The organism is Peijinzhouia sedimentorum (genome assembly GCF_049340005.1).
Taxonomy (GTDB): domain Bacteria; phylum Bacteroidota; class Bacteroidia; order Cytophagales; family Cyclobacteriaceae; genus CAXBDP01.
This window is the reverse complement of record NZ_JBMPIY010000009.1, coordinates 81911-95274: the sequence shown is the minus strand read 5'-3', so window position 1 is coordinate 95274 and position 13364 is coordinate 81911. Positions and strand designations below refer to the sequence as shown.

General features: G+C 37.2%; 10 protein-coding genes. 7 read left to right on the top strand and 3 right to left on the bottom strand.

Annotation, left to right across the window (positions count from 1 at the left end; genetic code table 11):
• Positions 1–16 precede the first annotated feature (16 nt).
• A complete protein-coding gene (locus ACOXY8_RS12665; RefSeq protein WP_458331969.1) occupies positions 17–2182 on the bottom strand; it encodes a TonB-dependent receptor in 2166 nt (721 codons plus the stop codon).
• Positions 2183–2645: 463 nt separating this feature from the next.
• Here ACOXY8_RS12665 and ACOXY8_RS12660 point away from each other — a divergent pair, with 463 nt between their 5' ends.
• The 6 genes from ACOXY8_RS12660 (at position 2646) to ACOXY8_RS12635 (ending at position 10755) form a co-directional block, all read left to right on the top strand.
• Positions 2646–3722, top strand: coding sequence for a Fic family protein (locus ACOXY8_RS12660; protein WP_458331968.1), 1077 nt, complete (start codon positions 2646–2648; stop codon positions 3720–3722).
• Positions 3723–4114: 392 nt separating this feature from the next.
• Complete coding sequence (locus tag ACOXY8_RS12655) at positions 4115–4669, top strand: RNA polymerase sigma factor (RefSeq protein ID WP_458331967.1); 555 nt, start codon at positions 4115–4117, stop codon at positions 4667–4669.
• Between the two features lie 87 nt (positions 4670–4756).
• Positions 4757–5785 carry a FecR family protein gene (locus ACOXY8_RS12650; protein ID WP_458331966.1) on the top strand — a complete coding sequence of 343 codons (1029 nt, stop codon included), beginning with the start codon at positions 4757–4759 and terminating at the stop codon, positions 5783–5785.
• 87 nt (positions 5786–5872) lie between these two features.
• Complete coding sequence (locus ACOXY8_RS12645) at positions 5873–8929, top strand: TonB-dependent receptor (protein WP_458331965.1); 3057 nt, start codon at positions 5873–5875, stop codon at positions 8927–8929.
• An 86-nt stretch (positions 8930–9015) separates the two neighbouring features.
• Positions 9016–10374 carry a fibronectin type III domain-containing protein gene (locus ACOXY8_RS12640; protein ID WP_458331964.1) on the top strand — a complete coding sequence of 453 codons (1359 nt, stop codon included), beginning with the start codon at positions 9016–9018 and terminating at the stop codon, positions 10372–10374.
• 168 nt (positions 10375–10542) lie between these two features.
• Entirely contained in the window at positions 10543–10755 is a 213-nt protein-coding gene (locus tag ACOXY8_RS12635) for a hypothetical protein (protein ID WP_458331963.1), read from the top strand.
• A 15-nt stretch (positions 10756–10770) separates the two neighbouring features.
• On the opposite strand, the gene ACOXY8_RS12630 is transcribed toward ACOXY8_RS12635, so the two are convergent.
• Entirely contained in the window at positions 10771–11541 is a 771-nt protein-coding gene (locus ACOXY8_RS12630) for a YdcF family protein (protein ID WP_458331962.1), read from the bottom strand.
• Between the two features lie 44 nt (positions 11542–11585).
• Entirely contained in the window at positions 11586–12395 is an 810-nt protein-coding gene (locus ACOXY8_RS12625; protein WP_458331961.1) for a TrmH family RNA methyltransferase, read from the bottom strand.
• A 38-nt stretch (positions 12396–12433) separates the two neighbouring features.
• Between ACOXY8_RS12625 and ACOXY8_RS12620 the strand changes: the two genes are divergently transcribed.
• On the top strand, positions 12434–13360 hold the full coding sequence (locus ACOXY8_RS12620; RefSeq protein WP_458331960.1) for a class I SAM-dependent methyltransferase: 927 nt from the start codon (positions 12434–12436) through the stop codon (positions 13358–13360).
• The last annotated feature ends 4 nt before the right edge of the window (positions 13361–13364 follow it).

Genomic DNA, 13364 nt, shown 5'->3' with positions numbered 1-13364 from the left:
GAGCTGCCTTTTTATTTTAATGCAGTTTGATTTTGAATCCACCATTCACTACAAAGCCTTCGAGTGGGGCATATATGTCTCTAAACTGAGGATTGCTAATTGAGCCTGTGTAAATTGTGTCGAAGCGAGTTTGACGTGCATCTAGGATGTTTTCGAAGTTGATGAATACAGAAAATCCTTCCCACATTTTTTCAACCATAAAGCCCATTAGCCAATAATCCCTCCCGCTTGTTCCATCTCCAAGTTGCTGTGTACTATAGTAGTATCCTTCCAAACCAATTCGTATATCATCGTGTTTTTCATACATCAGTACCGAATTGATGCGATGCTTTGGCGTTAGAGGATTTTCACTTGTAATATCATTTTCCGTCAGTTTTGTATCTGTAAATGTGTAACCAAGAAATAATTTCAAATCATCATAGCCAAATTTCATATTCGTTTCTAGCCCTTTGGTACTAATGAAGCCATCGATATTTTGTAATTGAAATGTAGAATTGTCAATTGCTTTTAACATCAAAGGGTCACTTAAATAAGTGTAATAGAAAAGCTGATTCAGATTTAATGTCAATTTGGTGCCGATTAGTGTGGTATAATTTATATCCCAATTTGCTCCATAGCTACGCTCTAGTTTATTGATGTTGGAATTGAGCGGGAGGATGTCACGATATTGGCGTCTTTCGGTGTCCTCTGTGAAAATCGTTGGAGCTTTATAACCCAAGCCGCCACCAATTCTGGAATTGACCTTCGGATGCACTTTGAATAGTGCAGAGAATCTTGGTAATAATAGCCAGCCGTAATCCGTCACATAATCAGCCCTAAGACCCGTTTCGATGGTTAGTAAATCAGAAGTTTCCCAAACATTTTGCCCAAATATGCCAAATGTATTGAAGGCATAATCTTTTATTTGCTGATTAGAGAATGGCTCCTGAGTGAATTTTTCAGTCCATAAATTAACGCCAGCAATCCATTCTGATTCACTTTGCTCTATTGAGTAATTTACTTCAGAGAAAGTTGAAAATTGTGTCCCATCAAATACATATCCTGGAGTGGATAATTCGCGATCGAAATGATTCAGACTATTTTTTATTTCTAACTGTTGATTATTACTAAAGCTGTGAGTGAGTCCAAATTGTGAGCTAAGTCGGGTAGAATTATTTGACTCGAAATAGCCAGTATTATTTTTTCTGTCATCCAGATAAGCCATTTCACCACCAATTCTTTCCTCTATGCTGCTGTTGATACCAAAGTTCAACTTGGTACTTTGGGAAGGCTTATAAAATAACCGTGGATTCAAAGTGAATCTTTGGAATTCAGGTATTGCAGATAACCCGACATCTGATGGATCATAAGCCTTATTTTGATTATAAGAAGCATACGTTGTGAGGCCTATTTTTTCTCCCATTTTGCCATAAAAAACACTGGCATCTAATCCGCCTCCACTAGTCCCGTTGAGGAGTAACTCCAATGTAGCCTCATCTTCCGGCGTTCTTGAAATAAGGTTTACCATTCCGGCAATTGCACCTCCGCCATATAGTGTTGAGGAGGATCCTTTGATTACTTCAACTTGTTTCAAGTCCAATGGCGGTATTTGTAACAATCCTAAACCAGCTGCAGCTCCTGAGAATAAGGGCAGCCCATCCTTCAATATTTGGGTGTAGCGGCCATCTAATCCTTGTATTCGGATACTTGCATTGCCAGAGATTGCAGATGTAATTTGGGTATTGATACCAGTACTTTCATTAAGTACCATTCTAATATCCCCAGGCTTCATATTTACCTTTTCTTGAAGTTCCTCTCCACCAATAAATTCCACACGGCTTGGAATATTTTGGATGGTTCTTGAACTTCTTGTTGAAGATATCACGACCTCTTCCATTTCTTCATGGTCATGCTCCATCAGTACTACGATGGCTTTTTGGCTTGGAAGGTTCACATTTACGGTTTGGCTTTCGTAGCCGACGTAATTTATGCTGATGGAAAGATCACCGTCTGGAAGATTTTCAAGTTTGAGGTAGCCATTAGGATTGGTGCTTCCTCCCATATTTAAGCTTTTGATAAATACAGAAGCACCAATAAGTGCTTCACCACTGTCAGCATCATTAACAGTTATTTCTAAATTATTTTGCGCATAGCTATTTGAAAATAGCAATAAGCAAATTGTGAATATTCGTATGAATTTCATTTAAAAGAAGATTTTGGTAATACAAAAATTGAATGAATCTCAGTTGAGATTATAGAGCAATTCTTAGTACTGTGGCGGTTGCCAAATCGTCTTTAAAAAAGTGGAGGTTTTAAGTGTTGGAATTTTCGGGGTAATGGTCGATGAAAGTTCGGTAAAATTAGATTCAATTCCTGAGAGAGAATTGTTAAATATAAATCCAATACTCGTATGGCAGTTATGCATTGGAGAGCAAGGGCTATTGATTGGGAGTTGCTCTTTTACCGGAATTTCTATACCGGTTTCCGTTTCGTTACAGGCATGCTCCTCACAACAAGGATATGCAGCAAGCGAGAATAGGAAAACAGACCATATGATGGCGAAAATTTTCAATGTTCAAATGTAGAAAATGAAAATGATTTCTTAATGATTTTTTTTACCTGAAATTTTGACTAAATTTGTCAACAAATAAAAAGTCAATTAAATAATGAAAACCCTTGGAAACTTCTTGGAAGAACTTCGTCTAGCAAAAGGCTTAGTGATAAGAGAGCTGTCTGCGATCAGTCGGATAGATGCTGCTCTGATTTCAAAGTTTGAGAAGGGAAATAGAATGCCTACCGAAGCCAATATCAAATCATTAAGTCTAGGACTAGAAATTGATTTTGAGGCACTGCGCAAAAAGTGGCTTGAAGAGCGAATAGTAAATTTGGTAAAATACGAACCAGATGCTAGTGAAATACTAGCCTTGGCCGAGTCAAGAGCTGAATATCTATTAAGTGAGAATGCACTCATATTGCCCAAAATTTCATCTACAATTGAAGATAAACTTCAAATTTTGGATGAATTGAAGCTTCGCTGGAAGGATGCAAAACCTTTGAATGCAACGCAAATCAGCAAAATGAAGGAGTATTTCAATGTGGAATATACATATGAGAGCAATCGGATTGAAGGCAATACCATGACATTGCAAGAAACTCATTTGGTTATAAACGAAGGTTTGACAATTGCCGGTAAATCTATGCGCGAGCATTTGGAGGCAGTCAATCATAATGATGCTATTCAGTTTATCGATGAGTTGTCTTTCAAAAAGGAGCCCTTTAGCAAAAGAAGCTTAATGGAAATTCACTTTCTCGTACTGAAGGGGATTGACAGAGAAAATGCTGGTAAATTTCGTAATGTGCCTGTGAGGATTTCTGGTAGTGAACATGTTCCGCCGCAACCCTACATGCTCGAAAAGCTTATGGAAGATTATTTCTTTCATTTTCAGCAGCAAAAGCACATTCTGCATCCCGTGTTGTTAGCCGCTGAAATGCACGAGCGTTTGGTTTCAATCCATCCCTTTGTAGATGGAAATGGTAGAACATCTCGCTTGGTAATGAATATGCTTTTGCTTAAAAATGGATTTACCATTGCTAATTTGAAAGGCGATTTTGATTCTAGAATGACATACTATAAAGCCTTGGAAAATGTGCAGGTAAATAACAATCCAGAGCCTTTCTATAATTTGGTGATAGATGCAGTTACCAGCTCACTGCAAAGGCATTTGGAATTGGCGGGAGGATAATTTTAGGCAATCTGAGTTTTGTATTCAGATTGCCTTTTTTCATAAAATATAAACGAGTAAAAAAGCAATTATCAATATTACAGCAACTACCTGTATCCAAACTGATTGCTTTGGAAATTCATATTCACAAATGGGACAAAGTCTTGCTTTCGAATCTATTTGCATCGCACAATTAGGACATTCCTTTTTCTTTTCCTGCATTTTCCTGCTCAATTCTATTTCGGATTAAATTACTCATATTTTGAATGAAATTGAACCTTTTCGTAAGTTTTTGATCTGTTTTTGACATTTCTAAACTACTAAATGTACGAATTAAACATTTTATCTACAGGTTAATATTTTGATAATCTGATGTCGAATTAAAGCTAGAATTCTCTCCATAGCTTTAAACAATGGAAAGGCAATTATCAGATAGTGAACTATTTCAGCTTATCAGCAATAAAGACGAAAGTGCTTATTTTCAGTTATTTAGACGATATTCGAAGCGACTTATTGAACTATCTTATTTTTTACTAAGAAAAGATTTGCCATTGGCTGAGGAAGTTGTTTCGGATGTTTTTTTTAGAATTTGGCAAAACCCGAAGCTTTCAGCCATTGACAATCCAAAAGCTTATTTGTATCGAGCAGTAAAAAATGGATCTCTCAATGAATTGGCAAAATCCTCCCGCCACAATTACGTAGATATTGAGAATGCCTTTCATATTAGCGGAACAGAAACTTCTGCTTTAGATGATTTTATACAAGCTGAGGAGTACAAGGAATTAGAGGATATTCTTGATCTATTACCAGAAAGACGAAGATTAGTATTTAAGCTTTCTAGAATTGATGGCTTAAAACACAAAGAGATTTCAGAACTACTCGAAATATCTCCGAGAACTGTAGAAGATCATATTTCAAGCGCATTGCTTTTTCTTCAAAAGATCATGCGTCAAAAATCATCTTATTAATAGAGTTCACGATTAGTTAACGATTTGTTGATGTAAGACAGCCCGTGTAAACCTGCAGAAATCGGTCTTGAAATAAAGACCTTGATAATGCTCGATAATAATAGTTTCATTAGGAGTTGTATTAGAGATTTTTCTGATGAGATGGATGAGAACGAAAGATCTATTTTCATTGAATTCTTAAATCAGCATCCACAAAAGCAGGCTCATTATAATGACCTGAAGAATATATGGAGTAAGGCTAATATCACCTTGCCAAATACTGACTCAGACAGGTTAGAGCAAAAGCTTAGGTCAAGAATAAAGGTAAATATTTCGAGCAAAGAGAGATTTGAAAATCGCCAACCCAAAAAGCGACTTTTTTCTGCTAAAAGAATTCAATTAGGTATTGTTTCATTCATTCTGTTAATGGCAGTTTCTGTGGTTTGGTTTGGTGTCGGTGAGATTACATCTAATACTATTTCGAAATCTACGCATAGGTGGCAGCGATCTTTGATTACGCTGGGTGATGGTTCAAAGGTTTGGCTCAATGAACTAAGTACCATTGAATTTCCTGAACAATTTTCCGAAACTGAGAGAACAATAATACTTTCCGGAGAGGCATTTTTTGAAGTTACACCCGATTCGTTGAGGCCTTTTGTGATTGAGTCTAATGGATTGATTACAAGGGTATTAGGCACAAGTTTCAATATTAAGTCTTATGCTGATCTGGAAGCTGTAGAGGTCACTGTACGAACTGGTAAAGTTTCGATCGAAAACTACGAATCGCCTACCGTGAAACTGGAATTGCTACCAAATGAAAAGGGGACTTTTGATAAAGATGAGGGAGTTTTATCAAAATCAATTATTAACAATCCTGAAAAATACTTTGGATGGATCAACAATTTCATGGTCTTGGAAAATGAAACGCTGAATGAGGTTGCACAAATGCTAGAGTCTAGGTTTGAAATTGAAATTCAATTTTCCGACCCAGCAATTGGCCTTTGTCAGCTTTCGGGTAAGCTCAAGGATAATTCCCTTACAGGAATTCTTGATGCCATTTCAACAATTCTAAATCTGACCTATGAGGTGAAAGGGAGAACAATAACTTTTAGTGGAAACAAATGTGTACAAAAATAAAAAACCAAGGATGCGGCAACATCCTTGGCAAATCTTGATGATCAAATAATTCTAAAAAAAACCAATCAATCAAAATCTCTTAAAACTATGAAAAATGTTTTACTAAAACCAAAAGCAATGGTGTTAAAGCACTATTTGCTGGTATTACTAATGTTAGTTGGCATCTTTAATAAGGGCTTTGCTAATAACCCAAAACAAGAAGTACTTTTAACTGAATGTAATCTTCAGCTAGAGAATGTAGCTTTCAAAACCGCTCTTAATAATTTGGAAGCACAAGCTTCAATCATGTTTGTTTACTCAACAAATTATGTAAATGATGCTAAATTAATTTCTTATAAAGCTGAAAAGAAGACGTTAAAGGAAGTTCTTGAAGAGATATTAACTCCTTTGGAATTGAGTTATTCTATCCGCGGAAACCAAATTATGCTTCGAAAGGTAGAAAAGGTAAAAGTGATAAAGCCTGCATCTGAGGCCAAAGGATTTATCAATGGTACTATAGTCGATGAACAATCAAATGAAGCACTTGCATTCGCTACCATTGGTATTAAAGGAACCAACAAAGCAGTAGTATCCGACATCAACGGTCGTTTTAGAATTTCAGGTATCGACGAAGGTCAAATTACTTTGGTAGCAACTTTTGTTGGTTACCAAAGCCAAGAGCAAACTGTACAAGTAATAGGCAATGGTACTGTAAATGTTGAGTTCAGAATGGCTTCAACATTTTCGGAGCTTGATGGTGTTACAGTGACGGGCATAAGAAAAGGTGAAACTAAAGCACTTACTAAAATGAAATCTGCTGACAACATCAAATATGTAATGTCGCAAGAGCAGATGGAGCGTTTTCCTGACTTGACAATTGGTGAATCTCTACAAAGAGTCCCTGGTGTGGCTGTGAGTTATAGTTACGGATTGCCCCGTGATGTGATCATTAGAGGTTTGAGTCAAGATTTGAGTTCTGTTACAGTAAATGGAACACGTATGCCTTCCACAAACGCCGGTGGTCGTAATACCGATTTGAATGGGGTATTGTCAAGTACGATTGAATCTATTGAAGTAATCAAAACATTGACTCCAGATTTAGATGCTGATGGTACGGGAGGAACAGTAAATATTGTAACAAAATCTCCTGCAAAAAATGAAACGATTTTGGATGCTAGAGCTTCAGTTGGTTACAATGCTTTGGTAGATAAGCAAAATTATGAAGCAGGTTTTAGTTATGGTAAACGTAAAGACAAAATTGGATTTTTGGTTGGAGCCAGCTATTTGAGAAGCTGGAGAGGTGAAGATCAAGTAGAGAAAAATTATCGTGATTACACATTTGACGGTGTAGATTATCAATTGCTTTCTAGCCTAGATACAGATGGTTATATGATAAAAAGAGATAATGTGGGTCTTAATGCAGAGTTGAATTATTTTCCAAATGCTACTTCATCATTCTATGTTCGTGCTACAGGCAATATTTATTATGAAATTCAAAATAGATTAGAAAGAGTCTATAACATTGGAACGTATAGCAGCCCAACACAAGCCGAAAACATTAGAATTACTCAAGCAGGAAACTGGAGAGATTATAATCGTGATGTAACAGTAATATCTGCAGGTGGTAAAACTTCGCTTTCGGCAGTCGATCTAGATTTTGATTTGACCTATTCAAGAGGGAATTACGATCAGCCCATCTATTATGCAGCTAGTTTCGTTCGCAATAACTTATCAGCTCAAATGGACTTTTCTAACATGAGAGCACCACAATTCAATTTTGATCAAGAAGACCCATTCGATCCAAGTGAATATACTACAAACAGATATATTAATAGACATGATATGTCTCTGGATCATGATGGTCAATTTACAGTAAACGCCAAGAGAGGATATAAAATAGGAAATGCGATTGGTGAAGTAAAAGCGGGAGGTAGATTCCGTTATAAATACAATGATAGAAGTCGTAACTACTTCCTTCATGATTTGATCTCTGGCAACTTTGTTCTTTCAGATTATCTGTCTGACTATGAGAAACTAGATCATTTCAACAACAATTATCAACTAGGTAATTTCCCTGAAGCTGAATTGCTAGAAGATTACTTAAACCGTAATCCTGGCCTTTTTAAGGATAATGAAAATTATACCAGACAAAATACTGATCCAGATTCTTTCGAAGGCACAGAATATTTAGGTGCTGCATATATCATGACTAAATTGAAGCTTAACAAGTTTGAAGCAATTACTGGTGTTCGATATGAGCAAACAGGTTTCGATTATCAAGGAAATCAAGTGAACTTTGATCAGGATGGAAATTACCTAAATACGATTCCAGTGAATACAAGTAAAACCTTCGATGGATTTTTTCCTTCATTGAATTTGAAATATTCGCCAACTGGAAATACTAATGTAAGAATGGCTGTTACTCGTTCATTGGCAAGACCTAGTTATTATGATTTGGTGCCATGGGAAGAAGTTCTTAATAGAAATAGAAGAGTAAACCGTGGAAATCCAAACTTGGATCAAGCAACGTCAGTTAATTATGATTTACTATTCGAGCATTATTTTCAATCTGTAGGTTTGATTTCAGGCGGGGTATTCCACAAGAGTATCAGGAATTATATTTATGAGCAATCAACAACTGGAGTTGGTGGTATTTATGATGGCTGGAGAATTGATCAAACTGTAAATGGAGCGACTGCTACTGCTCAAGGTTTTGAAGTAGCTTGGCAGCAGCAATTGACTTTCTTGCCAGGTGTACTTAACGGCTTGGGAATATATGCAAACTATACTTATGTGCAGTCTGAGTTTGAAGTACCAGGTATTACTTCCACCCGCACTGTTCGCTTACCAGACATGCGACCTCATGTAGGGAATGTTTCCTTATCTTATGAGAAATTTGGCTTTTCTGGTAGGTTATCCATGTATTTTTATGATACATACACCACAGAATTAGCTGATGTAGAGGCAAACGATATCTTGCAAAAGGGTAGGAGTCAGCTTGATTTCTCAGCTTCACAGCGTGTATCAAAAAACTTAAGTATTTATTTGGGTATTAGCAACTTGACTAATGCACCTATCTCCGAAGTATTTGGCGATGGCAAACCTTTCGATGATATGTATTACTCTTCTTGGGGCAATATTGGAGTTAGATTTAATGCTTACTAAGTAAAAAAATGAGATGTAAATGATTAGGGAACAACGCTTAATCATTTACATCTCTTTATATTGATTTTATTAAAACAAAGACTGTAATGAATTTAAAAAAGCAATTATTACTAATCTTATTTTTGGGCTGTGTACAATTTGTACATGCACAAGAATTTCTACCCCAAACGTATCCTGATAGAGTAGTTCTTACTTGGGCAGAAGACCCAAAAACGACTCAAACCGTAACTTGGCGCACAAGTACTGAGGTGACCGAATCATTTGCAGAAATAGTACTGGCAGATGAATCGCCAGAGTTTCCGAAAAATGCAACGCGCCATACTGCAAAAACTATTTTAAATAACGATGGAGCCGTACAAGCACATTACCATAATATCACTTTCACAGGTTTGTTGCCTGGGAAACTCTATGCATATAGAGTAGGTCATGGTGAATTATGGACGGAGTGGTTTCATTTCAGAACAGCAGCTTCAGAAGTTGAGCCATTTTCATTTATCTATTTTGGTGATGCACAAAATGACGTGAAATCTATGTGGTCAAGAGTTATTCGCCAAGCCTTTATCGATCTGCCAAGAGCAGCTTTTATGTTGCATGCAGGTGATTTAATTAATAGATCCAACAGCGATAAGGAATGGGGTGAGTGGCATCATGCGGGAGGTTTTATTCACGCTATGATCCCAAGTATTGCTACACCAGGCAATCACGAATATTTTAGAGATGAGGCTGGAACACTTACTGTGGATCATCATTGGAATGCTACATTCAATTTCCCAACGAATGGCCCCGCAGGTCATGAAGGAACAGTTTTTCACACGGATTATCAAGATGCTAAATTTATCTCGCTCAATTCACAAATGATCAATCTGGATGAGAATTCAAGAATGGTGCAAGCTGAATGGCTTGAAGATGTATTAGCAAATAATGATAAGAAATGGATCATCATCACTTTTCACCACCCAATATATTCATCGAAAGAAGGAAGAGACAATCCTGAGTTTAGAGAAGTGTTTAAGCCGATTTTCGATAAGTATAATGTTGATTTGGTATTACAAGGTCATGATCATACTTATGGACGTGGCAGCAATATCCCGATGGGTGTAAATGCACAAAGTGAAGAAGCCACTACGATGTATGTGGTATCTGTAAGTGGGCCGAAAATGTATGACCTAACAACAGATAAATGGATGGATAGAGCCGCTTCAAATGTACAATTGTATCAATTGATTACTATCGATGGAGATGAATTGCATTTTGATGCATACACTGCAACGGGAGAGCTTTATGACTCTTTTCAAATGATAAAGAAAGCAGGAGGTAAAAAGCTGATTGTAGATAAGGCAATCAATTGGCCTGAAAAAACCACTTTGCCAGCGAGTTATCGTGAACGCTACACTGAAGAGCAAAAAGCTGCTTACAATAAAATTTACTCAGGAGGTAATAAATAAATAGTCAGTCGGATTATTTTAATAAAAAGGGGGCTGAGGGGTTGGCCTCCTTTTTTATTTTTTAGAATACCCAAAACGATATCAATTAACAACATGCTTGCAATGCTTTCGTTTAAAAGAGGAGAGTAAATATATTACCGATCTTTATAATTATAAATAATAGAAATCATGAACTACGACCAAAAAGAAAAGGAACTCAATTCAAAAATTGTAGAACTAACCAATGAGATTAGAAGCGAGTACCCTGAGTTAGAAAAGTACTTAGATGAAATGCCAATGACAATTCCTAATGATTCAGATCCACATATCACAATTCAAAATCTTCAAAAATACTATGATTCTTTAGTTGAGCTAGTAGAAAAGTATGATGAAGAGCATTAAGATTAACTAAATAACTCAAATATATCCAGCCACTTTATAGGCAATCATTCCAATCCATTCTTTAAAAAGCTTGGTCCAAATATTAAGCGCATCCGGATTAGGAATAAGAAAATCTCCTAATCCGTATTTTTGCTTATCCTTTGCGAAAAAGTCGCCTGTAAAAGTGTCAAAGTTAACACCTTGCTTGCTGAAACAAGCTGCGGATCTCCGCATATGAAAAGCCGATGTAATTAAGAGGATTTTTTGATTTGGAAATTGCTGAGCTAAGATCTCAGCAGAGAATTTGGCATTTTCATACGTATTGTTGGCATCAGTTTCCAGAATTATATCATTTTCTGGAACTCCAGCCAAGAGCAGAAAATCCTTCAAAGCAATCGCTTCTGGAAAGCCAATTTCTTGATCGATCCTGCCTGTACCACCACTGATAAGTACTTTTTGGATTTTGCCTGCTTTGTAAAGTTGCAGCGCATTTACGATTCTATCTGCACCACGAGCAAAATATACTCTGTCATTGAGTTCACGATCGGTAAGTGCAATGCCGGTGAGTACCACACCTACAGGATAACTTTCGAGAGAGGCAATCGGAGTCGCGGGTATTTCCCACCAATACATTAGCTTTTGAGCTAGGAAATTATTGGTAAATACAAAAGATAATAACAAAGCAATCCACATCAATCGCCTTTTCCAAGTTTTCTTTTTGATCAGTAAAAATGTCATCCAAGCCAGCGAAATAAGCGTAAGTGGCATGGCAAGAAAGGAAATGGTTTTGGATAAAATGAAAAACAATTGCTTATGTGTTTAGCGTGACTTCGATGACCAATTTATGGAATTTACTTTACCTCCCGCTGTCTTTTTGCTTCAAATACCACAATAGCTGCTGAGGTGCTTACATTGAGAGAATCTATCAAGCCCAGCATTGGTATTTTGATTTTGGCATCAGCTGCCTTTTTCCAAAGTTCTGTAATTCCTGTAGCTTCTGTACCCATCACAATTGCCGTCGATTTTCTATAATCAACCTCCAAATAGGAAACAGCTCCTTCCAAATCTGTGACTAATAGTTGAATTCCTTTTTCACCTAACCAAGCAATAGCTTCCTCGCTGCCACATTGTACTGTGGGCACAGAGAATATACAGCCAAGGCTGGAGCGAATTACATTGGGATTGAATAAGTCGGTTTGTTGATCACAGCAGATTACGGCATCAAGTTGGGCAGCATCTGCGGTGCGTAATAATGCTCCTAAATTACCTGGTTTTTCTATGCCTTCTACCACCAAGATCAGTGGATTTTTTGACAGCTTCAATGTTGATAGCTTTTGCTCGTAGCTTTTTGCTAGCAATATTAATCCAACTGTTCCGCTTCGATAAGCTATTTTTTCAAAGGCTTCCTTTTCCAATCTATAACTTGGCAAATTGAGTTGCTGTAATAGTGGAATCAATGCTTTTTCCTCTTCGCCCAGACCATCTGGATAATAATACCAAGAGTCAAGCGCCAAATTTGATTTTATCGCTAATTCGCACTCTTTTCGCCCTTCAATCACGAATAAACCCTGTTTTTTACGCTCACGACTTTTTGCAATGAGCAATTCAAGGTTCTTTATTTTAGGGTTTTTTGGACTTTGAATAATTTGTTCTGCTGGCATAGGGGTAAAAATATCAACATATTTCTATTTTTGACCCAATGCAAGCAAGTGAAAATAAGAATTTAAGTTTGGTGCCTCCTCCAGGTTGGGCAGATTATGAGTTGATAGACTGTGGAGATTTCGAAAAACTGGAGCGATTTGGCAAGTTTATCATCACTCGTCCCGAGCCGCAAGCGATATGGCCAAAGGCGATGAAAAATGAAGAATGGGAGAGATTGTCGCAGGCGCATTTTAGCAGAGATAACAGTAAGAAATCTCATCGTAGCACAGACAATGAAGCGGGAGGATGGAATTTGAAACCCGGCATGCCAGACCATTGGCAGATCAATTATCAATTGGGCAATACAAAGCTTCGTTTCAAACTGGCGCTTACGGCATTTGGTCATATTGGTGTATTTCCGGAGCAGGCTAGTAATTGGCAATACATTTATGAGCAAATTCAGCAATGGGAAAATCCGTCAAACTGTAAAGTACTAAATCTCTTTGCTTATACGGGAGGAATTTCACTAGCAGCCAAAGCAGCTGGAGCAGAGGTAACGCATGTGGACTCGGTGAAAAGCATTATCAGTTGGGCCAATGAAAATCAACAAAACTCAGGTTTGGATAATATCCGCTGGGTAGTGGAAGATGCATTGAAATTTACTCGCCGTGAAGCTTCTCGAGGTAATATATATCAAGGAATTGTATTAGATCCACCCGCCTATGGACGTGGACCGAAAGGAGAGAAGTGGCTATTACAAGAACTATTGCCCGAATTACTGGAGTACTGTTCCCAAATTCTCGACAAGCAAAAAGGCTTTTTGATCATCAATCTCTATTCGATGGGTTGGTCTGCACTGATGGCCGAAAATATTATTCGCTCGTATTTCGATATGAAAAATGTTGAATTAGGAGAGTTTTATATTCCTTCAAAATCAGGTTTGAAATTGCCACTTGGGATATTTTTGAGGTTTGGGAATTTTTGATTTA

Coding starts and splice junctions, on each gene's coding strand:
- ACOXY8_RS12665 (WP_458331969.1), bottom strand. CDS start 2,182: ATGAAATTCATACGAATATTCACAATTTGCTTATTGCTATTTTCAAAT.
- ACOXY8_RS12660 (WP_458331968.1), top strand. CDS start 2,646: ATGAAAACCCTTGGAAACTTCTTGGAAGAACTTCGTCTAGCAAAAGGC.
- ACOXY8_RS12655 (WP_458331967.1), top strand. CDS start 4,115: ATGGAAAGGCAATTATCAGATAGTGAACTATTTCAGCTTATCAGCAAT.
- ACOXY8_RS12650 (WP_458331966.1), top strand. CDS start 4,757: ATGCTCGATAATAATAGTTTCATTAGGAGTTGTATTAGAGATTTTTCT.
- ACOXY8_RS12645 (WP_458331965.1), top strand. CDS start 5,873: ATGAAAAATGTTTTACTAAAACCAAAAGCAATGGTGTTAAAGCACTAT.
- ACOXY8_RS12640 (WP_458331964.1), top strand. CDS start 9,016: ATGAATTTAAAAAAGCAATTATTACTAATCTTATTTTTGGGCTGTGTA.
- ACOXY8_RS12635 (WP_458331963.1), top strand. CDS start 10,543: ATGAACTACGACCAAAAAGAAAAGGAACTCAATTCAAAAATTGTAGAA.
- ACOXY8_RS12625 (WP_458331961.1), bottom strand. CDS start 12,395: ATGCCAGCAGAACAAATTATTCAAAGTCCAAAAAACCCTAAAATAAAG.
- ACOXY8_RS12620 (WP_458331960.1), top strand. CDS start 12,434: ATGCAAGCAAGTGAAAATAAGAATTTAAGTTTGGTGCCTCCTCCAGGT.